21 protein-coding genes are annotated in these 23389 nt (G+C 66.1%); 11 read left to right on the forward strand and 10 right to left on the reverse strand.

Going from position 1 to position 23389, the window contains the following annotated elements:
- Positions 1-79: 79 nt before the first annotated feature.
- The gene (locus ACZ46S_RS03905) at positions 80-742 is read right to left on the reverse strand and encodes a tyrosine-protein phosphatase (protein ID WP_464064323.1); all 663 of its coding nucleotides are present in this window, start codon (positions 740-742) and stop codon (positions 80-82) included.
- A gap of 64 nt (positions 743-806) precedes the next feature.
- On the opposite strand from ACZ46S_RS03905, the gene ACZ46S_RS03910 reads away from it, so the two are divergent.
- Both ACZ46S_RS03910 and ACZ46S_RS03915 read left to right on the forward strand, forming a co-directional pair.
- Positions 807-2564, forward strand: coding sequence for an ABC transporter ATP-binding protein (locus ACZ46S_RS03910; protein WP_464063438.1), 1758 nt, complete (start codon positions 807-809; stop codon positions 2562-2564).
- Positions 2564-3706, forward strand: coding sequence for an MFS transporter (locus ACZ46S_RS03915; RefSeq protein WP_464064324.1), 1143 nt, complete (start codon positions 2564-2566; stop codon positions 3704-3706). The genes ACZ46S_RS03910 and ACZ46S_RS03915 overlap by 1 nt, the downstream gene beginning before the upstream one ends.
- A gap of 136 nt (positions 3707-3842) precedes the next feature.
- Here ACZ46S_RS03915 and purD read toward each other — a convergent pair whose 3' ends face one another.
- Positions 3843-5114 (reverse strand): phosphoribosylamine--glycine ligase, encoded by a 1272-nt coding sequence (purD, locus tag ACZ46S_RS03920; protein WP_464063439.1) that lies wholly within the window; start codon positions 5112-5114, stop codon positions 3843-3845.
- 49 nt (positions 5115-5163) lie between these two features.
- On the opposite strand from purD, the gene xseA reads away from it, so the two are divergent.
- The 4 genes from xseA to ACZ46S_RS03940 are packed head-to-tail and all read left to right on the forward strand — an operon-like array spanning position 5164 to position 10076.
- A complete protein-coding gene (gene xseA, locus ACZ46S_RS03925) occupies positions 5164-6648 on the forward strand; it encodes an exodeoxyribonuclease VII large subunit (RefSeq protein WP_464063440.1) in 1485 nt (494 codons plus the stop codon).
- 43 nt (positions 6649-6691) lie between these two features.
- Positions 6692-7936, forward strand: a complete 1245-nt coding sequence (locus ACZ46S_RS03930) for a paraquat-inducible protein A (protein ID WP_464063441.1) — start codon at positions 6692-6694, stop codon at positions 7934-7936.
- On the forward strand, positions 7933-9525 hold the full coding sequence (locus ACZ46S_RS03935) for a PqiB family protein (protein WP_464063442.1): 1593 nt from the start codon (positions 7933-7935) through the stop codon (positions 9523-9525). Before ACZ46S_RS03930 ends, ACZ46S_RS03935 begins: the two co-directional genes overlap by 4 nt.
- Positions 9522-10076, forward strand: a complete 555-nt coding sequence (locus ACZ46S_RS03940; protein ID WP_464063443.1) for a PqiC family protein — start codon at positions 9522-9524, stop codon at positions 10074-10076. Before ACZ46S_RS03935 ends, ACZ46S_RS03940 begins: the two co-directional genes overlap by 4 nt.
- Before the next feature lie 92 nt (positions 10077-10168).
- Here ACZ46S_RS03940 and ACZ46S_RS03945 read toward each other — a convergent pair whose 3' ends face one another.
- Positions 10169-10933, reverse strand: coding sequence for a class I SAM-dependent methyltransferase (locus tag ACZ46S_RS03945; RefSeq protein WP_464063444.1), 765 nt, complete (start codon positions 10931-10933; stop codon positions 10169-10171).
- A 78-nt stretch (positions 10934-11011) separates the two neighbouring features.
- Between ACZ46S_RS03945 and ACZ46S_RS03950 the strand changes: the two genes are divergently transcribed.
- Complete coding sequence (locus tag ACZ46S_RS03950; RefSeq protein ID WP_464063445.1) at positions 11012-11794, forward strand: helix-turn-helix transcriptional regulator; 783 nt, start codon at positions 11012-11014, stop codon at positions 11792-11794.
- Here ACZ46S_RS03950 and ACZ46S_RS03955 read toward each other — a convergent pair.
- A complete protein-coding gene (locus ACZ46S_RS03955) occupies positions 11768-12718 on the reverse strand; it encodes an AEC family transporter (protein ID WP_464063446.1) in 951 nt (316 codons plus the stop codon). The genes ACZ46S_RS03950 and ACZ46S_RS03955 overlap by 27 nt on opposite strands.
- 116 nt (positions 12719-12834) lie before the next feature.
- Here ACZ46S_RS03955 and ACZ46S_RS03960 point away from each other — a divergent pair, with 116 nt between their 5' ends.
- Complete coding sequence (locus ACZ46S_RS03960) at positions 12835-13872, forward strand: enoyl-CoA hydratase/isomerase family protein (RefSeq protein ID WP_464063447.1); 1038 nt, start codon at positions 12835-12837, stop codon at positions 13870-13872.
- Positions 13873-13911: 39 nt separating this feature from the next.
- The gene (locus ACZ46S_RS03965; RefSeq protein WP_464063448.1) at positions 13912-14952 is read left to right on the forward strand and encodes a histone deacetylase family protein; all 1041 of its coding nucleotides are present in this window, start codon (positions 13912-13914) and stop codon (positions 14950-14952) included.
- Positions 14953-15012: 60 nt separating this feature from the next.
- Here ACZ46S_RS03965 and ACZ46S_RS03970 read toward each other — a convergent pair whose 3' ends face one another.
- Positions 15013-15729, reverse strand: coding sequence for a GntR family transcriptional regulator (locus tag ACZ46S_RS03970; RefSeq protein WP_464063449.1), 717 nt, complete (start codon positions 15727-15729; stop codon positions 15013-15015).
- 108 nt (positions 15730-15837) lie between these two features.
- On the opposite strand from ACZ46S_RS03970, the gene ACZ46S_RS03975 reads away from it, so the two are divergent.
- Both ACZ46S_RS03975 and ACZ46S_RS03980 read left to right on the forward strand, forming a co-directional pair.
- Entirely contained in the window at positions 15838-16866 is a 1029-nt protein-coding gene (locus ACZ46S_RS03975) for an aromatic ring-hydroxylating dioxygenase subunit alpha (protein WP_464063450.1), read from the forward strand.
- Positions 16866-17828, forward strand: coding sequence for a PDR/VanB family oxidoreductase (locus tag ACZ46S_RS03980; protein ID WP_464063451.1), 963 nt, complete (start codon positions 16866-16868; stop codon positions 17826-17828). Before ACZ46S_RS03975 ends, ACZ46S_RS03980 begins: the two co-directional genes overlap by 1 nt.
- 135 nt (positions 17829-17963) lie before the next feature.
- Here ACZ46S_RS03980 and ACZ46S_RS03985 read toward each other — a convergent pair whose 3' ends face one another.
- The 5 genes from ACZ46S_RS03985 to ACZ46S_RS04005 form a co-directional block, all read right to left on the reverse strand.
- Positions 17964-18602: a hypothetical protein gene (locus ACZ46S_RS03985; protein WP_464063452.1), complete on the reverse strand. Its 639-nt coding sequence runs from the start codon at positions 18600-18602 to the stop codon at positions 17964-17966.
- 203 nt (positions 18603-18805) lie between these two features.
- Positions 18806-19903: an NAD(P)-dependent alcohol dehydrogenase gene (locus tag ACZ46S_RS03990; RefSeq protein WP_464063453.1), complete on the reverse strand. Its 1098-nt coding sequence runs from the start codon at positions 19901-19903 to the stop codon at positions 18806-18808.
- 10 nt (positions 19904-19913) lie between these two features.
- Entirely contained in the window at positions 19914-21386 is a 1473-nt protein-coding gene (locus ACZ46S_RS03995; RefSeq protein WP_464063454.1) for a benzaldehyde dehydrogenase, read from the reverse strand.
- 25 nt (positions 21387-21411) lie between these two features.
- On the reverse strand, positions 21412-22485 hold the full coding sequence (locus ACZ46S_RS04000; protein ID WP_464063455.1) for a branched-chain amino acid ABC transporter permease: 1074 nt from the start codon (positions 22483-22485) through the stop codon (positions 21412-21414).
- The gene (locus ACZ46S_RS04005) at positions 22482-23378 is read right to left on the reverse strand and encodes a branched-chain amino acid ABC transporter permease (protein ID WP_464063456.1); all 897 of its coding nucleotides are present in this window, start codon (positions 23376-23378) and stop codon (positions 22482-22484) included. Before ACZ46S_RS04005 ends, ACZ46S_RS04000 begins: the two co-directional genes overlap by 4 nt.
- Positions 23379-23389 lie beyond the last annotated feature (11 nt).

The raw sequence follows: 23389 nt of genomic DNA on the forward strand, positions 1-23389 counted from the left end.
GGTGCCGCTTTTTTACAAAAAAGCGGCGAAAAACGTTGGGGGTTTTGGCACCGCCGTCATCAACACCCCAAACGTTTTGCTACTCTCTCCCCAGCAGCTTCCCGTTAATAAACTCCGCCACCCGCCCGGCCTTGAACGCCGCCCGCAGCTCGGCCTCGTCATAATCCTCGCGCACCCAATCCAGGAACGGCTTGCGCCCCTCGCCCGTGCGCCGATACAGCTCGAAAAACGCGTCCAGAATCCCGGTCTTGGACTGCTTGATATGCCCAAAGCGCAGCGAGAGCTGCCCCATCGCCTGCGCCACCGTGCCGCCCTTGATGAGAATGAACAGCCCCGCCGCCAGCCCCGCCCGGTCCGCGCCGGATTTGCAATGGATCAAAGCCGGGCCGCGCATGCTCTCGACGATCTGGGCCAGCCGCAAAATCCGGTCCTTATGCGGCGCGCCGCGGGACTCGAAGGCCATATCGTAAAAATCCAGCCCCAGCCGCCGCGCTTCCTCGCGCGAGAGCGCGTCGGAGCCGTTTTTCGCCTGGCCGCGCAGATTGATCAGGCTCTTCAGCCCCACCTTCTCCTTGAACCGGCGCAGATTGCCCGGGGTGGGATGGTTGGAGCGGTAGAGCTGGCCGGGCACAACCGGGGCGAAATTCGTCCAGAAGATACGCAGGAAGGCATGGTCGACAAACAGCGCATCCACCCAGGCATTGCGCCGGCCGTGGGGGGTGGAGAGGTCGCCCTTGTAGATCGTGTCCATGGCCGGGCTGTAGCGCATTTTTCCGCCGGCCCAAACTGTGCTTAACCACGCCGCCATGAGCAAAGCCCCGATTTCCGCCGCCAATGCCTCCACGATTGCCCTGGTGCGCCGGCTCTGGCGCGAGCATGTGCGGCATTTCAAGGGCCGCATCGCGCTGATCGTCGCCGCCACTTTGACCCTCTCTGCCACCACCGCGCTCTATCCGATCATCATCAAATGGGCGTTCGACCTGTTCGCGGACAAGGATAAGCGCATCCTCTACCAGGTGCCGCTGATGGTACTGGCCGTCACCGCCGTCAAAGGCAGCTCGATGTATCTGCAGGCGGTGATGACGCAGGACATGGTGCTGCTGGTCATCCGCCGGCTGCAGGTCTCGATGTTCGGCCATCTCACCAACGCCGCCCTGGCGCGGGTGGAGCGCGAGGCCCCGGCCCAGCTCGCCACGCGCTTCACCACGGACGCCACCGTGATCCGCGATGCGATGACCCGGGCGGTGAACGCGGTGGCGGATGCCACCACCGTCGTCGGGCTGGTGGTCTCGATGTTCGTGATCGACTGGCAGCTCAGCCTGATCTCCGCCTTCATCTACCCGCTGGCGGCGATGCCGATCGACCGCATCGGCCGGCGCATGCGCCGCGCCTCCGGCGGCATGCAGGCGCAGCTGGGCGAGGCCGCCGCCATCCTGAATGAGAGCTTCGCCCAGGCCCGCACCGTGCGCGCCTATGGGCTGGAAGCGATCGAGCAAAAGCGCGCCGAGGCCACCTTCACCGGGCTCTACCGCGCCTTGATCCGCATGACCCGCGTGCGCGCCCGGCTGGACCCGATTCTGGAAGTGCTGGCCGGCGTGGCTGTGGCGCTGGTCATTGGCTTCGAGGGCTGGCGCAACGCCACGGGCGGGAGCGGCATTGGCAGCTTCATGGGCTTCATGTCGGCGTTGCTGATCATGTCCCGCCCCTTGCGCGCGCTGGGGACGATGAATGCCGCCATCCAGGAAGGGCTGGCGGGGATGATCCGGGTGTTCGACGTGATCGACGAACCCGCCGCCATCGCCGATGCGCCGGGTGCTGTGGCCCTGCCGCCCGGCCCCGGCGAGGTGCGCTTCCGGCAGATCGGCTTTACTTATCCGGATGGGCGCATCGGCCTGAAGTCGCTGGATTTCACCGCGGCACCGGGGAAGATGCTGGCGCTGGTCGGCGCCTCGGGGGCCGGCAAATCCACCGCTTTGGCGCTGATCCCGCGCCTCTATACCCCCTCGGCGGGCGAAATCCTGGTCGATGGGGCGGATATCTCCCACGTCACCCTCGCCTCCTTGCGCGGCGCCATCGCCTATGTCGGCCAGGAAGCTTTGTTGTTCGATGACAGCATCGAAGCAAATATCCGCCTTGGCCGCCCAGGTGCCAGCGATGCGGAGGTGGCCCAGGCCGCCGAGGCCGCCGCCTGCGGCTTCATCAAGGACATGCCGGAGGGTTTTAAAACCCGCGTCGGCGTGAATGGCCAGCGCCTCTCCGGCGGGCAGCGCCAGCGCGTCTCCATTGCGCGGGCCATCCTGCGCAACCCGCGCATCCTGCTGCTGGACGAAGCCACCAGCGCGCTGGACACGGAAAGCGAGGCCCTGGTGCAGGCCGCCCTGGCCCGGCTGCGCGCCGGGCGCACCACCATCGTCGTCGCCCACCGCCTCTCCACCGTGCGCGATGCCGACCAGATTGTGGTGATGGCCGACGGCCAGGCGGTGGAAACCGGCACGCATGAGGATCTGATCGCCCAGAACGGCGCCTTCGCCAGGCTGGTGCGCGCCCAGGCGCTGGCGGCGTGATGCATCCCGCCCTGCGTATCGCAACCGCCATGGTAGGGGCATTTTTCTCCGCCGGGGCGTACTGGATGTTCCTGCCGCTGCTCTCGGTGGCGCTGCGGGCCAAAGGGGTGGATGATTTCTGGGTCGGCATCATCTCGGCGCTGCCCTGGATCGGCCTGCTCGCCATCTCCGGCTTCGTGCCGCGCGTCACCCGCAAACTCGGGCTGCAGCGCATGGTGCTCACCGGGATTTGCATCACCATCTTCGTGTTTCTGGGCTTCGCCGCTACCGGCAAGGTCTGGGTCTGGAGCCTGCTCTGCCTGGTGATGGGCGGTGCGGTGGCGCTGCGCTGGGCCGGGCTGGATACCTGGATGAACGGCTCCTTCCCCGCGCATCTGCGCGGGCGGCTGACCGGCTTGTATGAGCTGATTCTGGGCTGCTCGATGGCGCTCGGCCCGGCTCTGGTCGCCATTGCCGGCAATCAGGGCGCGCTGCCGTTTTTGTTCGGCGCCGGGGTAACCGCTTTCGCCGCCTGCCTGCTGCTGCTGGCCGGGCGGGAAGCCGGCGCGGAGGATGAGGACGAGGATAGGCCCGCCCGCCAGCGCGACATTCTGCGCCATCACCGCCCCGCCTTCATCGGCATTTTCCTGGTTGGCTTCACCGAGGCCTGTAACCTTTCGCTGCTGCCGCTCTATGGTCTCTCGGACGGGTTTTCGGTGCATCTCTCGGCTCTGATGGCGGCGGCGGTGCAGGCGGGCGCGGCGGCGGGCGCCATCGGGCTCGGCGTGCTGGCCGACCATATGGACCGCCACAAATTGCGCGATGCCACGGCAATCATCATGGCGATCATGCCGCTGGGGCTGGCATTGCCGCTGCACCAGGGGCTGTGGCCGTGGCTGTTCGTCTGGGGCATGGCACAGGGAGGGATGTTCACGCTGGGCATCGTGTTCCTGGCCTCGCGTTATGCCGGGCTGGGGCTGGCGAGCGCGATGTCGCTCTCGATGGTGGTGTACACGCTGGGCGGCATCGCCGGCCCGCCGCTGCTGGGGCTGTGCATGAGCATGTTGGGGGCGACGGGGTTTGCGCTGGGTTTGGCGCTGGTCGCGGTGATGGGGCTGGTGGCGCTGCTGCGCGCCGGGGCCCGACAAAAACACTTGGCTTAAGTTTTAAAAGTTTTTTGGTGCCGCTTTTTTACAAAAAAGCGGCGGAAAACGTCTGGGGTGTTGGCACCGCCGGTGCCACCACCCCGAACGTCTTGTAGCCCTTTTTGAAAAAAGGGCTGCACCCCAAAAACTTCTATTAGATTCCCACCGCCCTGCGCCCGATATCCCGCCGGCAGAACCCATCCTCCCAATCCAGCCGCCCAATCGCCTCATAGGCCCGGCCCAGCGCCTGCTTCAGGTCCGCCCCCACCGCGTTCACGGCCAACACCCGCCCGCCATTGGCGAGAATCCCGCCTTGGTCCGCCATCGTGCCCGCATGGAAGATGGTCACACCCTCGACAGCGCCCGCCTCGTCCAGCCCATAAATCTCGCTGCCCGTGGCATAGGCGCCGGGATAGCCCTTCGCGCACATCACCACCGTCGCCGAGCCGCCCGCCGCGAATTCCGCCTTCGCCTCTGAAAGCCGCCCCTCCGCCGCCGCCTTCAGCGCGGTCAGCAAATCGGAGGAGAGCATCGGCAACACCGTCTCGCATTCCGGATCGCCGAAGCGGACATTATACTCGATCAGCTTCGGCCCATCCGCCTCCACCATCAGCCCGGCGAACAGAAACCCGCGGAACGGCGTGCCCCGGCGCACCATTTCCTTCAGCGCCGGACGGATCGTCTCATCCATCGAACGCCGCAAAATCTCTTCCGTCGCCCAGGGCGGATTGAAAATCGCCCCCATGCCGCCGGTATTCGGCCCGGTATCGCCCTCGCCGACGCGCTTATGGTCGGCCGCCGCGCCGAAGAACAGCGCATCCTCGCCATCGCACAGCGCGAACACGGAAATCTCCTCGCCGACCAGGCATTGCTCGATCACCACCGAGGCTCCGGCGGCGCCATGCACCTTGTCTTCCATGATCGCGGTGACGGCCTCATGCGCCTCCTCCAGCGTGGTGGCGACGACAACCCCCTTGCCCGCCGCCAGCCCGTCCGCCTTGATCACGATCGGGGCGCCAACCTTGTCCAGATAGTCATGCGCCGCCTCGGCATCGGTAAATTTCTCCCAGGCGGCGGTGGGGATCTTCGCCGCATCGGCCACCTCTTTGGTGAAGATCTTGCTGCCCTCCAGCTGCGCCGCCGCGGCCGAGGGACCGAAACAGGCAATCCCGGCCTTTTCCAGCGCATCCGCCACCCCGGCCACCAGCGGCGCCTCCGGCCCCGGCACCACCAGGTCGATCTTCTGTTCCAGGGCGAATTTCACGATGCCATCCACATCCAGCGCGCGCAGCGGCACGTTCTCGGCCAGCGCGGCGGTGCCAGGATTGCCAGGGGCGACATAGAGTTTCGTCAGCAGCGGGCTCTTGGCGATCGCCCAGGCCAGCGCATGCTCCCGTCCGCCCGAACCGATGATCAATACCCGCATCTCGCAAACCCCTCTGTTACCGGGGGGCGCTGTATCATAATCTGTGCGCATGAGTGAATCCGCGACCAATACCCCTGAATTTTCCGTCTCCGAGCTGGCCGGGGCGGTCAAACGCACGCTGGAGGGCTCCTTTGGCCGGGTGCGGGTGCGCGGCGAGATCACCGAGTTCAAGGCCTACGCCTCAGGCCACCAATATTTCGCGCTGAAGGATGAGAGTGCGAAAATCCGCGGCATCATCTGGAAAGGCGTGGTGCCGCGCGTCGGGCTGAAGGCGGAGAACGGGCTGGAGGTCATCGCCACCGGCCGCATCACCTCCTATCCGGAGCGCTCGGAATATCAGCTCATCGTCGAGAAGCTGGAATATGCCGGGGCCGGCGCGCTGCTGGCGCGAATCGAGATGCTGAAGGCCAAGCTCCAGGCCGAGGGGTTGTTTGAGCGCCGCCGCGCCTTGCCGATGCTGCCCAAAATCATCGGCCTCGTCACCTCGCCGCAAGGGGCGGTGCTGCAGGACATCAAAACCACCATCGCCCGGCGCTTTCCCCGCCAGCTGCTGCTCTGGCCGGTGCCGGTGCAGGGCGACGGGGCGGCCGAAAAGATCGCCGCCGCCATCGAAGGCTTCAACAGCCTCCCCGCCGGCTTTCCGCAGCCGGACGTGCTGATCGTCGCGCGCGGCGGCGGCAGCCTGGAGGATCTGATGGCCTTTAACGAGGAAATCGTGGTCCGCGCCGCCGCCGCCAGCCGCATCCCGCTGATCTCCGCCGTCGGCCATGAAACCGATACCACCCTCATCGATTTCGCCTCGGACCGGCGTGCCCCCACCCCCACCGCCGCCGCCGAAATGGCGGTGCCGGCGCGGCTGGAACTGCTGGCGGACCTCGCCCAGCGCGCCGCCCGCCTGCAAGGGGCGATGGCCCGCCACACCACACAGGCCGCGAACGGGCTGGAGCGCGCGGCGAACCGGCTGCCGGACCTGCCTGCGATGCTGGGCACCGCCCGCCAGCGGCTGGATGACCGCACCGAGCGCCACGCCCTGGCTTTGCCCAACTATATGGCCGGCCGGCGCGCCCGGCTGGAGCGCCAGGTACTGCGCCACCCGCGCGATATTCTCGTCGGGCTGAGAGGCCGGGTGGATCTGCTCGGCCATCGCCTTGCCATCGGCTTGCCCAACCTGCTACGTGGCGCGCAACGCCGGCTGGATACCACCGCCCACCGCCTGCCGCCGCCGCAAGGCCAGCTCCAGCCTCGCCAGGCCGCCCTGGCGCTTGCCGCCCACCGGCTGCAAGTGCCGATGCCGGCCCGGCTGAAGGACGCCTCCACCCGCCTCTATAACGCGACGGCCCGGCTGGAAAGCGCCTCTTATGAGCGGGTTCTGGCACGCGGCTTCGCCCTGGTCACCACCTCCAAGGGCGAGGCCGTCACCAGCGCCGCCGCGGTGAAACCCGGCGCGGCGCTGCGGCTGCGCTTCGCCGACGGCAAGGTGGAAGTGAAGGCCAGCGCCTCTTCCAAGCCCGATCAGCTCGATCTCGGGCTTTGATAAAGCTTGAACCGGCCCCGCGCGCGCGCCAAATCAGCCGGACATGACCACGCCGCCGCTGGCCCCTCCCGACGACGATTGGCGCGAATGCCCGCATTGCGGCCTGTTCAGCCGTCTGCCCCACATCCACCCCGGGATGGTGGCGGAATGTCCGCGCTGTGACCACACGCTCTGGCGGATGCGCCGCGCGACGCTCAACTTTCCCCTGGCCTGCTCGCTCGCCGCCGGGCTGTTCTACCTCTTCGCGCTGATCGCCCCGATGCTGGAGGTGGACGCCTATGGCCGCTTTTCGCTGGCGCGGATCGAAACCGGGCCGCTGCGGCTGGTCGAGGCGGGCTGGGGGCTGGTGGGCGCGCTGGTGTTCGCGGTGACGCTGGTGCTGCCGGGGCTCAAACTCGCCATTATGCTCACCACCTTGCTGGGGCTGAAATTCCACCTGCCCAAAAGCTGGCTGCGCGGCATTTTCCGCTATTACGCCCCGATCACCCCCTGGGCGATGATCGATGTCTATCTGCTGGGCTTCCTGGTCGCCTATACCCGCCTCGCCGGCATGTTCAGCGTGCGGCTGGATACCGCCCTCTACGCGCTGATCGGGCTGATGCTGGCCATGGCCGCCGCCGATGCCGGGCTGGACCAGGAAATCGTCTGGCGCGCGCTGGACCAGCCCGACAAAACCGCCCCGACCGCGCCCGCTGGCGAGCTGATCAGCTGCGATGCCTGCGGCCAGGTCAGCAATGGCGAGACCGGCGATCTCTGCCGGCGCTGCGATGCGCCCTTGTTCGCCCGCAAACCCGCCAGCATCTCGCGCGCCTGGGCCTATACCATCGCCGCCGGCTGTCTTTATATCCCGGCCAATCTCTACCCGTTCATGGATCTGACCAGCCTCGCCCACACCCAGTCCTATACGATCATGGGCGGCATCGTGGAGCTGGCGGATGTCGGGCTGTGGCCGCTGGCTGCCCTTGTGCTGTTCGCCAGCATCGCCATTCCGCTGCTGAAGCTGCTCGGCATGGCCTATATGCTGCTGGCCACGCAATGCTGCAGCGGCCATCTGCTGCACGGCCGCACCAAGGCCTACCGGATCATCGATTTCATCGGCCGCTGGTCGATGATCGACGTGTTCATGGTTTCCATCCTCATCGCCCTTGTGCATTTCGGGCAGTTCGCCAATGTCAGGGCGAATGTGGGGGCCATCTGCTTCGCGGCGGTGGTGGTGCTCACCATGTTCGCCGTCAACGCCTTCGACCCCCGCCTGATGTGGGACAATGACCAGGAGCCCGAAGCATGAGCGACCAGCAGGCGCCGCCGCCCAATACACCGCCGCGTGCGAAGCTGCGCCGCCAGAGCTTCCATCTGGTCTGGCTGATCCCCATCGTCGCCGCGATCATCGCCGGCTATCTCGGCTATCGCACCATCATGGAGCGCGGCCCGCTGTTGACGCTCAGCTTCGTCAATGCCGACGGCCTCACCGCCGGCCAGACCCAGCTGAAATACAAGGCCGTAGCGCTGGGCACGGTGGAGGGCATCGACCTCGCCAAGGATAATTCCCACGTCATCGTCCGGGTGCGGATGAACGATGTCGGCGAACGCTTCCTCAATTCCAACGCGCGCTTCTGGGTGGTGCGGCCGCGGCTGAATTTCTCCGACATCTCCGCCTTCGAGACCATCGTCTCCGGTGCCTATATCACCGTGGACCCGGGCAAGACCCGCGGCGCCTATAAGGACCATTTCACCGGGCTGGAAACGCCGCCGGGCGTGCGCTCCGACGAGCCCGGCCGCACCTACACGCTCACCGCCAACACCATCGGCTCGATCAATTCCGGCTCGCCGATCTTCTACCGCGACGTGCCGGTGGGCGAGGTGCTGGGCTATGACATCGGCAACGGCATCGGGCCGATCAAGATCAGCATCTTCATCCGCGCCCCCTTCGACGATCTGGTGCGCGAGGATAGCCGCTTCTGGAACTCCTCCGGCGTTGCCTTCGGCATCAAGGGCGGCGTGCTGCAATTGCAGCTGCAATCCATCCAGGCGCTGGTGGCCGGCGGCATCTCCTTCAGCCTGCCGCACGCGGCGCTGGATGACAAACCCAGCCCGAACGGCGCCAGTTTCCGCCTCTACGCGTCCCAGCAGCAGGCGGACTCCAGCGCCTATGACACCCAGATTCCGGTTGTCTCCTACATCACCAGCGATGTCAGCGGCCTCACCCCCGGCTCCCCGGTCACCGCCCTTGGCATCCAGGTCGGCGATGTCACCGGCGTGGAGCTGATGGTCGACCAGAAAAACGGCACCGCCAAGGTGAAGGTGAGCATGCAGCTGCAGCCGCAACGCATCCTCTCGCTCGGCCCGAACGCCAAAACCCCGGATCCGCAGACCGTGTTCCAGCGTTTCGTCGATAACGGCATGCGCGTCGAACTCGGCACGCAGAATTATGTGACCGGGCAGAAAGAGATCAATCTGGTGATGGAGCCGAAGGCGCCACCGGCGAAGGTGACGATGGAAGGCGGCGCCATCGTGCTGCCCTACAAGCCGGGCGGGCTGGATGCGCTGATGGCCAACGCCGCGGATATCACCGGCAAGGTCGATCAGATGCCCTTCAAGCAGATCGGCGATAATCTCAGCAAGCTGCTGGCCACCGCCAACGGCACGCTGGGCAGTGCGCAGACCAAGGCGTTGCTGAAAAATCTAAGCGACACGCTGAAAACCGCCAACACCACGCTGCAGGGGCTGAACCAGGGCTTCGGCAATGATTCGGATTTCCAGAGAAGCCTGCAGCAAATTCTCACCCAGGCCAACGCCACGCTGCAATCGCTGCAGGCGCTGACCACCTATCTCAACCAGCACCCGCAGGCGGTGCTTTTCGGACGGAGCGGCAAATGAAGCGGCGTTATGTGCTCATCGGCGGCGCGGCGCTGCTCTCGGGCTGCGCCTCGGCGCAGGTGCGAAGCTGGCAGATCGCGGCACTGCCGGGCCAGGCGCGCGGCGGGGCCGGGCAGCGCATCGGGGTGCGCAGCATCGGCCTGCCCGGCGCGCTGAACCAGTCCGGCGTGCCCAAGCCCGGCGGCGCCTACGCGGCGGAGGCTTTTGCCAACGACCAATGGGCCGCCCCCCTGGCGCAATTGCTGCAGACCGCGATGGTGCAGGACCTGGCCCAGCGCCTGCCGGGCGATAATGTGCTGGCCGATGGCGGCGCCATCGGCGCGGCGGCGGATCTGCTGGTGGAAATCCAGGTGCTGCAATTCGCCCCCGATGCGGCGGGCAAGGTGACGCTGAGCGCACAGCTGGCGACGCGCCCGGCGAAACAACAGCAATGGCAGCTGCAAAGCTTCGCCGCCACCGCTCCCGGTGGTGCCACCGCCCAGGGCATCGCCGCGGCGATGAGCAGCCTCTGGGGCCAGGCCGCCGACCGCGTGGCCGAAATGCTCAGTTAACAAAATTTTTTGGGCGGGGTTTTGGCAAAGCTGGCCCCCGCGCCGCCGGCCTCTTCGCCGCTTTTTTGGAAAAAAGCGGCCCCAGAAAACATTTACACCATCTCCACGACCATGGTCGCGACCTCAAGGTCGAAACTGCCATCTTCGGCAATCGCGAAATACTCTTTCACCTCCGCCGGCGCGGTCTTTTGAACGATGCGGATCGCCTCCTGGATCGCCGGCGGCGTCGCGGTGCGCGCCACCCAGCTGGCAAACTCCATCCGCAGCCGCCGCATCGTCACGCCGCGCAGCCCGAAGCCCGCCTGCGCCAGCATCGCGCCCCACTCCGCGACGCTGTAATTGCGCCCGTGCGAGGGGTCGCGCAGCAGCTCCATCGTCTGCAGATGGCTGTCCAGCACCGGCTTCGCCGGCGCCACCGTATCGATGAACACCCCGAACGCGCCTTTCTTGCTCACCCGCCTGGCCGCCCGCAGCCCGGCCGGCACATCCGCCCAATGATGCGCGGTAAACCGGCACAGCACCGCATCGAACAGCCCATCCTCGAAGGGCAGCGCCTCGGCGGCGCAGAGCCGGGTTTCGATATTGCTCAGGCCGCGCGCCGTGGCCGTCCGCGCCACCGCCTCCAGCATGGCGGGCGTCACGTCGCAGGCCACCACCCGGTTCGCGTATGGCGCGGCGCGGTAGCTCACATGCCCGCCGCCGCAGCCCAGATCCAGCACGCAGGAGGGGGCGCGCGCCCGCAGCAGCGCCTCCATCTCGTCAAGATCCGCACCGCCGGCATGCACGGCGCTTTGCACATAGGCATCGGCACGCGGGGCGTAATGGGTGGCGGCGAAATTCTGCTCGGTCTGGCTCATATCTTGTCTCCTGCCCTGGATTTATCCGGGTAAATAAACCGGTATAAGGAGCAAAATTATCCTGGTATAAATTCCACCATGGATCACCTCCCGCAACGGCGCGAACTCGGCGCCTTCATCCGCGCCCGGCGCGAGGCGCTGAGCCCCCCGCCCGGTGGCGGACGCCGCCGCACCCCGGGCCTGCGCCGCGAGGAAGCCGCCACGCGCTGCGCTCTCAGCCCCACACTCTATACCTGGATCGAGCAAGGGCGGGACATCTCCCTCACCGCCCGCACCCTTTCCGCCCTGGCGCAGGGGCTCAGCCTTACCCCGGCCGAGCGCGCTTATCTTTTCGCACTTGGGCAGCTCCGCGATCCAGCCACGCCGCCCAAACTCCCCGCTTTGGCGCCGGTGCCCGCCGCCTTGCGGCGCGCGCTCAGCGCCATCGCCGCCCCCGCCTATCTGCTGGATGCCCGCTTCACCGCCCGCGCCTGGAATGCCCCGGCCCGCGCCCTCTTCGCCCCCTGGCATGAAAGTGGCGAACCCAACCTGCTGCGATTCGTCTTCCTGGTCCCCGCGGCGCGGCGTTTCATTCAGGACTGGGCCGCCAGCGCGCGCCGGCTGGTTGCCGAATTCCGCGCCGAAACCGCTGAAACTCCGGACGATCCACGCCTGCAACGCCTGCTCGACGAGTTGCGCGCGCAAAGCCCGGATTTCGCCAAGGCCTGGGCCGCGCGCGACGTGCAGGCGCGCCTCGGCGGGCTGCGCCGCTTCACCCACCCCACCCAGGGTGCGCTGAGCTTCACCCAGTTAAATTTCCAGCACCTCGCCAGCGAGCGCTACCGGCTGATCATGCTAATCGAGCCAGGCGAGCAGAGCTGAAACGGTAAACAGCGACAGCACGGTTGAAATCAAAATCGAGCGCGAGGTCACCGCCGCCTCCCGGTCATAGAGCTTGGCCAGCATGAACGGCCCGGTGCCCGTCGGCATCGCCGCCATGATCACCGCCGTTTTCGCCCAGACCTCCGGCATCGCCCAGAGCTTATAGACGAGCAGGAAGGTCAACAGCGGTTGCACCACCAGCTTCAGCCCGACCAGCCGGACAATCACCCTCGCCTGCGCCACCGCCTTGGACTGCGCCAGGAACAGCCCGATGGTCACCAGCGCGCAGGGGCTGGCGGACTCACCCAGCAGGTCGGTCAGATGAAACACCGGGGCTGGCAGCGTCCAGCCCGTACCGCCGCGCAGCAAGGCAAAGCCCAGCCCCACCAGCGGCGCGCAGATCAGCGGGTTGCGCAGCAGCGAGGCCCCGACCTTGCGCACCGCCGCGCCGATGGCTGGGCTTTTCTGCAAATCGATCTCGATCAGCACGATGGCGCCCGCAAAGATCACGCAGGCGACGATGATGGTGGCAATGATCGAGGGCACCAGGCTGGCCTGGCCCATCGCCGTCAGGCAGAGCGGAATGCCCATATAGCCGGTATTGGAATAGCTGGCGTTCAAACCGTCGATCGAGCGGTCCGACAAACGATGCCCCGGCGGCAGATGCCGCTGGCCGAGCGCGAAGGAGAGCAAAAAGCACGCCAGCGCGCCGATCAGAAACGCCGCGATGAAGGCCGGATGGTCCAGCTGCGCCCCATCGATATGCGCCATCGCCTGAAACAACAAAGCCGGCAGCCCCAGCCAGACCACGTATTTATTCAGCGCATCCGTCGCCTCCGGCCCGAGAATTCCGCGCTTGGAGACCAGGAAGCCCAGAAAAATCAGCCCAAAAACCGGAAAAACCGACGCGATTACGTGATTCATACTGTCCTGATTTCAGACTTCTCACGATGCGGCAAGATAAGTTTTCCGCAAGCCTGCCCTTGGCGCGAGGGACGGGTCATGGTCCATTACCCGCAAAACTTCAGGAGCGGAACGCCATGTCAGCTGAACTCGGGATCGAAACCAAAGGCGCGCTGGGGATCATCCGGCTCAACCGCCCCAAGGCGATCAACGCGCTGACCCTGGAGATGGTGAACGGGCTGGACACCGCTTTGACCCGTTTCGCCGCCGATCCCGCCATCGCCGCCGTGCTGGTCAGCGGCGAGGGTGAACGAGGCCTCTGTGCCGGCGGCGATATTCGCGCCCTCTACGACCACCGCGCCGAGGGCACCGGCCCGGGCCTCGCCTTCTTCGCCGCCGAATACCGGCTGAACGCGCAGATCGCCAGCTTCCCCAAACCCTATATCGCCTTCATGGACGGCATCACCATGGGCGGCGGCGTGGGCATCTCCGCGCATGGCGCGGTGCGCATCGTCACCGAGCGCACGCGTCTGGCGATGCCCGAAACCGGCATCGGCTTCTTCCCGGATGTCGGGGCGAGCTGGCTGCTCTCCCGCGCCCCGGGCGAGCTTGGCACCTATCTGGCGCTGACCGGACAGATCATCGGCGGCGCGGATGCGATCCTGGCCGGGCTGGCGGACGCTCTGGTGGAGAGCAGCGCCCTGCCCGCCTTGCGCGCCGACCTCGAAGCCCTGCCGGCCAGCGCCACCCAGGCCGACATCATCGCCCTGCTGCCGCGCGATGTGCCGGAGGCGAAGCTTGCCGCGCATCTGGACCTCATCAATCGCTGCTTCGCCTTCGATGATGCAAGCCTGATCGTCCAGGCGCTGGCGCAGGACGGCTCAGCCTTCGCCCAGGAGACGCTGGCCGTGCTGGCGCAGAAATCCCCCACCGGCATGCAGGTGGCGCTGCGCCTGCTGCGCGCGGCCCGGGCCTCGGCGGACGTGCGCGAATGCCTGCAACGCGAATACGCCGCCTGCGCCCAGGTGCTGGCGACGGCTGAGTTCTATGAAGGTGTCCGCGCCGCCGTGGTGGATAAGGACCGCCAGCCGAAATGGAATCCATCCAGCCTGGCCGAGGTGACGCCGGCGCTGATCGCGCCCTATTTCCGCCCCGCCCAGGACCAGCTGTTCTGACCGCTTGCCGCTGCCAAAAAGCCGGATCATATTCCTCGCATGAAAGTAATTTTCTCCGAAGACCATGAGCTGCATCAGAGCCCCGGCGAGTTGTTCCTCGGCGGCTTTACCGAGGCGTTCGAGAAACCCGAACGCGCCCGGCTGGTCCTGGCCCGCGCCCGCGAAATCGGGCTGGGCCCGGTGCTGGCCCCCGAAGCGTTTGCACTGGAGGCGATCACCCGCATCCATGACCCGGCTTTGGTCGAACTGCTGCAGACCGCGCACGCGCAATGGCTGGCCAGCGGCCGCAGCGGTGCCGCCTACCCCTACACATGGGCCGCGCGCGGCATGCGCACCGACCGGGTTTCAAAAGAAATAGACGGCAAGCTGGGCTTTCACAGTTTCGATTGCGGCACCCCGATCACCGCCACCAGCTGGCAGGCGATCAAAGCCTCTGCCGATGTCGCCCTCACCGGCGCGAAATTGCTGAATGACGGCGAGGAAAGCGCCTTCGCCCTTTGCCGCCCGCCCGGCCACCACGCCACCGCCAGCCAGTTCGGCGGCTATTGCTTCCTCAACAACGCCGCCATCGCCGCGCAATCCCTGTTGGACCAGGGGGCGAAACGCGTCGCCATCCTCGATGTCGATTACCATCACGGCAACGGCACCCAGGATATTTTCTACCACCGCGACGATGTGCTGTTCGTCTCGCTGCATGGCGATCCGGACCAGGAATTTCCCTATATGCTGGGCTTCGCGGATGAAACCGGCACCGGCGCCGGCGAAGGCTGCAATGTCAACTACCCGCTGCCCTGGGGCACGGAATGGGAAAGCTGGAGTGCCGCGCTGGAAGATGGGCTGAAGCGCATCGCCGCCTACGCGCCGGAGGTGGTGCTGGTCTCGCTCGGCGTGGACACCTACAAGAACGACCCGATTTCGCATTTCAAGCTGGAGCATGAGCATTTCACCCGCATGGGCGCGCGCATCAAATCGCTGAACCGGCCGACCTTGTTTGTGATGGAGGGCGGCTATGCGGTGGCGGAAATCGGCATCAATGCGGTGAATGTGTTGACGGGGTTTGAAGCGGCTTTGGGGGGCTGATAGAGACAGCCGCCCGCCACATCCAAACCGCCGACGGACTCTGAACGACCGCTCAAGCCTTCAGCTGAACTGACCGCTGCGCAGAATCGCCACCCCCTCGCGCGCTGGATCCAATTCCGTATAGCGCAGCACGGCGTTGGCATGTTCGCGCATCAGCGCCTCCGCCCGCGCCCCTTGCCCGGCGGCGATCGCCTCGACGATGTCGTGATGCTGCATATGGGCGTAATTCAGGCGCTTATATTCGGCGGCGAGGTTATTGCGGTCGATCGCCAGGGCCTTCACCGAGGCGAAGGGGAGATGGTCGTTACGCGAGAGCGCCTCCTGGATGGCGGCGTTGCCGGAAGCCTCGATAATCGCGGCGTGGAAGCGGATATTGAGGTCCAGATAGAGCGGCGCGTCCGCCTCGGTGAAACCCCCTTTTTCCAGCAAGGCATCGCCTTCCCGCAGGCAGAGCTTGAGGGTTTGCAGCACCGCCTCATTCGCGCCGCGCTCGGCCAGCAACCGCGCGGCCAGCCCTTCCAGCACCCCGCGCACCTCCACCGCGCCGACGATCTGGGCCGATGACACGGCGCGCACCGCGAAGCCGCGCGCCCCGGCCCGCACCAGCAACCCCTCCTGCTCCAGCTCCCGGAAAGCCATGCGCACCGGCATGCGCGAGACGCCGAGGCGCTGCGCCAGCGGAATCTCCGCCAGACGCTCTCCGGCGGCGAGCTCCCCGGCGCTGATCATCCGCCGCAGCGTCACCAGCACGCGCTGCCCGGTGCGTTCACCACTCATGGCCAAACCTAAAAATTGGATACAATTTAGCCGATTCAAATTGACTCATACCCAGGATTCCGCGTTTATTGGATACATTAGCAAAAATAATCCAGGAGTGGAAACGCGATGTTCCTGAAAAACGCGTGGTATGTGGCGGCAATGCCGGACGAGCTGGCGGAGAAGCCGCTGGGCCGGACGATCTGCGGCGAAAAAATGGTGTTTTACCGCGGCGCCGGCGGCAAGGTGGCGGCGGTGGAGGATTTCTGCCCGCATCGCGGCGCCCCGCTCTCGCTGGGCTATGTCGAGGACGGCAAGCTCGTCTGCGGCTATCATGGGCTGGCGATGGGCTGCGAAGGCAAGGCGCTGGAGATGCCGGGCCAGCGCGTGAACGGCTTCCCCGCGATCAAATCCTACGCGGTCGAGGAGCGTTACGGCTTTATCTGGGTCTGGCCGGGCGACAAGGCCCAGGCCGATCCGGCGAGCATCCATCATCTCGAATGGGCTGTGAATCCGGAATGGGCCTATGGCGGCGGGCTGTACCATATCAATTGCGATTACCGGCTGATGATCGATAATCTGATGGATCTGACGCATGAAACCTATGTTCATGCCGGCTCCATCGGCCAGAAGGAGATCGACGAGGCGCCGGTTTCCACCAGGCTCGACGGGGATCACGTCATCACCAGCCGTTTCATGGAAAATATCAAGGCGCCGCCCTTCTGGCAGATGGCGCTGCGAATGAATGATCTGGCGCCGGATGTGGCGGTGGATCGCTGGCAGATCTGCCATTTCCATCCGCCCTCGCATGTGTTGATCGAGGTCGGCGTGGCGCATGCCGGGCATGGCGGCTATCAGGCGCCGGAGGCGGTGAAGGCCTCCAGCATCGTGGTCGATTTCATCACCCCGGAAACCGAGACCTCGCATTGGTATTTCTGGGGCATGGCGCGGCATTTCAAACCCGGCGATGCCGAACTCACCGCCAAGATCCGCGAGGGCCAGGGCAAGATCTTCAACGAGGACCGAGAGATGCTGGAACAGCAGCAGCAAAATCTGCTGCGCTGGCCGGAGCGGGCCTTGCTGAAGCTGAATATCGACGCGGGGGGCGTGCAGTCCCGCCGGATCATCGAGCGGCTGCTGGCCGCGCAGGCGGCGTGATGCTGGCGCCGATGACGATCGAGACCGAGCTGGTCGCGGTCCGCGATGCTGGCCTGGATGTGCGGCATTTCACCCTCGCCGCCGTGGCGGGCGCGTTGCCGCCCTTCAGCGCCGGCGCGCATGTGGATGTGCATCTGCCCGGCGGGCTGGTCCGGCAATATTCGCTGTGCGGCGACCCGGATGCCGGCGGCCCTTACGAAATCGCCGTGCTGCGCGAGCCCGCCTCACGCGGCGGTTCGGTGGCGATGCACGGGCTGGAGGCCGGGGCCAGGCTGACGATCAGCCCGCCACGCAACCTCTTTGCCCTGGATGAGACGGCATCGAAAACCCTGCTCTTCGCGGGCGGCATCGGCATCACGCCGCTTTTGGCGATGGCCAGGCGGCTGCACCGGCTGGGGGCGGATTTCGAGCTGCATTATTGCGCCCGCACCCAGGCCAGGGCAGCGTTTCTGGAGGCGCTGCGGCAGGCGCCGTTCGCGGCCCGGGTGGTCACGCATTTCGATGACGGCGCGCCGAACCAGGCCCTGAACGCCCCAGCCCTGCTGGCCCATCCGGATGCAGGGACGCATCTTTACGTCTGCGGCCCGGTCGGGTTCATGGCACATGTACTCGCCAGCGCCCAGGCGGCGGGGTGGGATGAAACGAGGCTGCACCGGGAATATTTCACAGCCCCGGCAACGCAGACCGGCGGCGACCAGGCATTCGAGATCGAGATCGCCAGCACCGGCCAGGTGCTCACCGTGCCGCCAGAGCGCAGCGCCTGGACGGTGCTGGACGAAGCCGGGCTGTTCGTGCCGGTATCCTGCGAGCAGGGCATTTGCGGCACCTGCCTGGTCGGGGTGAAATCCGGCCTGCCCGAGCATCGCGACAGCTATCTGACCGATGCGGAGCATGCGGCCAATGATCAATTCACCCCTTGCTGCTCACGCGCCAAAACAGCAAGATTGGTGCTTGATCTTTAAGTCTGCTCGGTCCGGTTTGAATCACCAGGCGATCAAGCTGAGCCATAAAGCCGTATCCTGGTTCCGCTTTACGGATCGGCTGTAAATATGAAACGCGGCCGGTGCGAAACCGGCCGCGTTTTTAAAACCAAAGGATCAGCCTTTTGCTTTTCGAAGCTCAAAGGCGGTGGAGAACTCAAAACTGCCATCCGGCTTTTTACGCGGCGCGCCGAACAGCCTTGCCTTCACAAACACGTTGTTGCGCAGTTTCACGGTCAGCCAGATCAGCAGGATCGGCAGCAGCACACCAAGCAAAAGCTCCAACAGAGGCAGCGCGCCGGAGGACGGGTCGGCCAGCGTTTGCATGGTGGCGCTCAGGGATTGCGGAATCATCAGCAACAACAGGACCACCGCACCGATATAGCCGCCATATTTATATTTGAAGATACTGAGCGATATGGACGCGAAAACCCCGAAAAACAGCAGCCCGAGCAGGATGGCGACGACCGTCGACGTACCGGGATCCATTTCCGAACCCAGCTTGGCGCTGACCTGGACGGCCTTCGCCAGCCCGATGAGAATCGCCAGCAGCATCATCAAGGTCCCAAGCACGATATTCATCCGGCGATAACGGCGCATGCCTTCCGGTGACGGGATGGAGGCGACAATCCGCGCCGCCATCAAGGGTTTTTGAACATCGGACAGAATCTGGTCGAAGATTTCGGGCTTGGTCATGCCCTGGGCGGAAAGCGCCCTGGCGCGCAACGCCGCATCCTTTAACTGGCGTCTGGTCATCGACCTCTCCTTGCCATTGCAATTTTTTTGAATGTACGAGGATCTAGATAACCGGCAGGCGCCCCCGCCACAAGGTCATTTGTTTTGATGGAGATACCGAAATCTCCCAGCCTACATTTTCCGGATCACGTTTCCACCGCCCGGCCTACCGCGCGGCGGGCGCATGGGGGTTCATCGCAAAGCCCCCATGCCGCCGCGCCGGCTCAGAGTTTCAAAACCGCCTTCACGCAGGCGCCGCTTTCCGAATCATGCACGGCCTCGTTGATCTGCGCGAAATCGTAAAACCGCATCATCTTCTCGGCCGGGAAGCGGCCCTGCGCGTGCAGCGCGATCAGCTTGGGCAGAAACACGGCCGGCTCCGCATCGCCCTCGACAATGCCGCGTATATGCTTGCCGCTGGTCAGCAGGTCGATCACCGGCACCGGCAGCACCTCATCCGGGCGCGAGGCGCCGATAATGCCCAGCGTGCCACGCGGCGCCAGCGCCGCCAGCGCCTGGGAGAGCACCGGGATCAGCGCCGTCGTGTCGATCGCGTAGGCCACGCCGCCGCCGGTGATCTGCCGGATCGCCTCGACAGGATTGTCAGTCCCGGCATTCACCGCATGGGTGGCGCCGAGAACCCTGGCGAGATCGAGCCGGGCCTGGTTGCGGTCGACGGCGATGATGCAGCTCGCCCCCACCAGCTTCGCCGCCATCACCGCCGAGAGCCCGACCGAGCCGGTGCCGAACACGGCGAGGCTCTCCCCTACCCCGACCTTCAGCGCATTGATGACGGCCCCGGCACCGGTCTGGATGCCGCAGCCAAACGGCGCCAGCACCGCGAGATCGGCATCCGCCGCCACCTTCACCACATTGCTGTGATGTGCCACCACATGGCTGGCAAAGCTGGACTGGCCGAAGAAATGGCTGTGCACCGGCCCGGCATCACAGCTGAGCGCGGTGCTGCCATCGGCCCGGGCGCCGCCGAAATTCAGCGGGAAAAAGCCGTGGCAATAGCTGGGCGCATGCGCCGCGCAAGAGGGGCAGGCCCCGCAGGCACGGTAGCTCATCACCACCTTGTCCCCCACCGCGAAGCCGGACACACCCGCCCCCACCTGTTCGACGATGCCCGCCCCCTCATGCCCCAGCACAATCGGCTGGGGCACCGGGAACACTTGGTCGCGCATTGCCAGATCCGTGTGGCAGACGCCGACGGCAGTGATGCGGATCAGCACCTCATCCGCGCGCGGGGCTTCGAGGCTCAGGGTTTCGAGATGGAATTTGCCACCCGGGGTGCGGGTCACGGCTGCCTGAATATGCATGCTGGCCTCCTCAGAACGGCTTCATCGGCGCGTCGGCCTGCAGCGTCATCCATTGCCACATGGAGAATTCCTCCCAGCTGGCCGGCCCCCCGACGGCGGTGCCGTTGCCCGAGGCGCCGCGCCCGCCGAACGGGTTGGCCACGTCATCGGCGACACTCTGGTCGTTGATGTGGATCAGGCCGGTCTTCAGCTGCCGGGCAATCTTCATGGCGCGGCCGATATCCTTGCCGATGATGCCGGCGGATAGCCCGTATTCGGTGTTATTGGCCAGCGCGATCGCCTCCTCGTCGGTATCGAACGGCACGATATTCACCACCGGCCCGAAAATCTCCTCATCGAAGCAGGGCATGCCGGGGCGCACATCCTCCAGCACGGTGGGCTTGTAGAAGAGCTGCTCATAGGTGCCGCCCGCCGCCAGCTTCGCGCCAGCCGCCACCGAGTCCGTGACCAGCTTGTGCACACGCTGCAGCTGGCGCTGGTTGATCAGCGGCCCCAGCGCCACCTGGCCGGAGGCCGGATCACCCACCGGCAAATGATTGGCCTTTTCCACCAGCGCCGCGGTAAGCGCCGGCGCCAGCGACCGCTCGACCAGGATGCGCCCGGAGGCCATGCAGATCTGCCCCTGATGGAACCAGGCGCCGAAGGCAACATTGGAGGCGGCGGCCGCGAGATCGGCATCGCCCAGCACGATGACGGAGTTCTTGCCGCCCAGCTCCAGCGAAACCTTCTTCAAATGCCTGCCGCAGGTCTCACCCACCTTGCGCCCGGCGGCGGTGGAGCCGGTGAAGGCGACCATCTGGATATTGGGATCGGTGCAGACCGCCTCACCCGCCTCCACATAGCCGGGCACCATATGCAGCAGCCCCTTCGGCAGCCCGGCCATCTCGAAGATGCGGGCGATGATCACACCGCCGGAGACCACCGTCTGCGGGTCCGGCTTCAGCACCACGCCATTGCCGATGGCCAAGGCGGGGGCCACGGCGCGCAGCCCCAGGATCAGCGGGAAATTGAACGGCGAGATCACGCCCACCACGCCCAGCGGCACCCGCCGCGCGATGGAGAGGCGCTCCGGCGTGGAAGGCAGCACCTGGCTCGGAATATGGTGCAGCAGGGCGGCGGCGGCACGGCAGATCTCCACCGCCTCGCGCACCTCGTGCTGGCCCTTGGGGATGATGGCGCCGGTCTCGCGGGCGATCCAGAGCGCCAGCTCCTCCGCATGGGTTTCAAAAAGCGCCGCCGCCTTCAGCAAAATCGCCTCGCGCTGGCGCTCATGGGTGGCGAACCAGGCAGGCTGCGCCGCCGTCGCCGCCTGGGCGGCGGCGGCAATCTCCGCCGCGCCGCCAATCCCGGTGCGGGTCAGCACGCCGGCGGTGGCGGGCTCAAGCACGTCGGCGATGGTGGGGGCGGCGGCCCAGTCGCCATTGAACAGCTTGCCCTCCCAGCCGGTACCAAGGAAAGCGCCTTGGGTGATTGCGTCCAACATGATGTTCACTCCGTGTTTGATTGATTCAGGATGGTTCGGAAGCCGGGCTTGCGGCGGGCGGCTTCGTGGAGGGGCGGCGGGCGAAGCCGCGCTGCCGGCCGGCCTCCCCGTCCCGCAATTTCAGCATATAACCAACGGGCAGCAGGCGCAGCGCGTAGCGGCGCTCCACCCAGCCCCAGATGCCCTGCGGCAGCAACAGGGCGAATCCTACCGCGGCGGCGCCAATGCCGATGAGATACCACACGCCCTGAGCGCCGAAGCCGGCCTCCACCGCGAAGAACAGGATGGCGCCGAGGATCGGCCCCTCGAAGGTGCCGATACCGCCCACGAGGGTCATGAAGATCATGTAGGCGGTCCATTGCACGCCGAAATAGGTGTTCGGCTGAAACGAGATCGAGGTGGCGAGCCATACCGCCCCGGCCATGCCGGCCCCCAGCGCCGCCAGCACGAACATGATGCGCTTGGTGCGCCCGACCTGCACGCCCACCGAGCGCGCCGCCTCCTCATTGTCGCGGATCGCCTGCATCGCCGCCCCCAGCCGCGAGCGCAGCAGCGCGAACAGCAGCAGCGCCACCCCGGCCATGGCGAGCAGCCCGAACCAGTAGGTATCCGCCCTGCGCGCTTCGGGGGCGAAGCTGTTGAGCGCCAGCAGCGAGGTGCCGGTCGCGCCCTGCACGATCGGGTCCAGGCTGACCAGCAGCTGCACCAGCGCCGCCAGCACCCACATGCCGATGGCGAACTCCCCCGCCCGCAGCTTCAGCATGAAGCTGGAGACGATCAAGGCCAGCACCGCGCTGCCCGCACCACCCAGCAGCAGCGCCGCATAAACCGGCATGCCGGCCTGGGAGAGCCGGATCGCGCCATAGGCGCCGAAGCCGAAGAAGAGCTGCTGCCCGACAGAGACCAGCCCGCCATAGCCGGCCAGCGCGTTCCAGGTGATCGCCAGCATCACATACACGAACAAGGTGGTGAGATGATCGACCGCATTCGCCGAGAGCAGAAACGGGCCCGCCAGGAGCGCCACATTCAGCGCCGCGATCAAAATGGTGCTGACGATGGAACGGCGTGTCCAGCGCTGGACGTGATAGGCGTGCGTCATGCGACCCTCATGCGGAAACGGCGGAGATAGGCGCTGAGCGCGCCGCCCTGGTAGAGCCGGGCGATCAGCACGATGAGAAACACGGCATGGCCGGCGATTTGCGACAGATGCGTGTTGAGCGCCCCGCCGACGCCCTGCGCCACCCCCAGCACGATGCCGCCGATGAGCGTGCCCCAGAGCGAGCCGGTGCCGCCGATCACCACCGCCTCGAAGGCGTAGAGCAGCTGCGGGCCACCGGCATAGGGATCGAAACTCCCGCTGGCCCCCAACGCCGCGCCGGCCAGCCCGACCATGACCATGGCCAGCGCCGTGGTGGCGGCGCGGACCAGCCTGGTATCGACGCCGGAGAGCCGGGCGGCATCCTCATCCTCCGCGGTGGCGCGGATGCGCCGGCCGATCTGGGTGTGCGAGAGCAAAAGCTGCGTGCCCCCCAGCACCAGCAGCGCGGCGGCGAACACCAGACAGGCGAGCTGGCTGATGAAAATGCCGCCGATGGTCCAGCTGCCATAAGAGAGCGTGCCGATATCGCCCGCGAAGGACTGCGTATCCGCGCCGAAAATGCTGAACAGCACATTGTCGCAGATCAGCGCCAGGCCGAACGTGGCCAGCAGCGGCACCAGCGCGCCGCCCTTCAGGCTGGGCTCGATGATGCAGAATTGCAGCGCCACCCCCAGCAGCGCCATCACCGGCAACATCAAGGCGAGACCGCCCAGCGGCGAGATGCCGAGCGTCTGATAGATCACCATCATGATGAAGGCGCCCAGCACCGCCAGCGACCCATGCGCCAGATTGATGACGCGCATGACCCCGAACAGAAAGGAAAGCCCGGCCGCCAGCAAGGCGTAATACCCGCCCAGCAGCACGCCTTGCAGAATCTGATTAAGCCAGAACATCGCTACATCCT

It is taken from the genome of Acidocella aluminiidurans, from assembly GCF_055383125.1.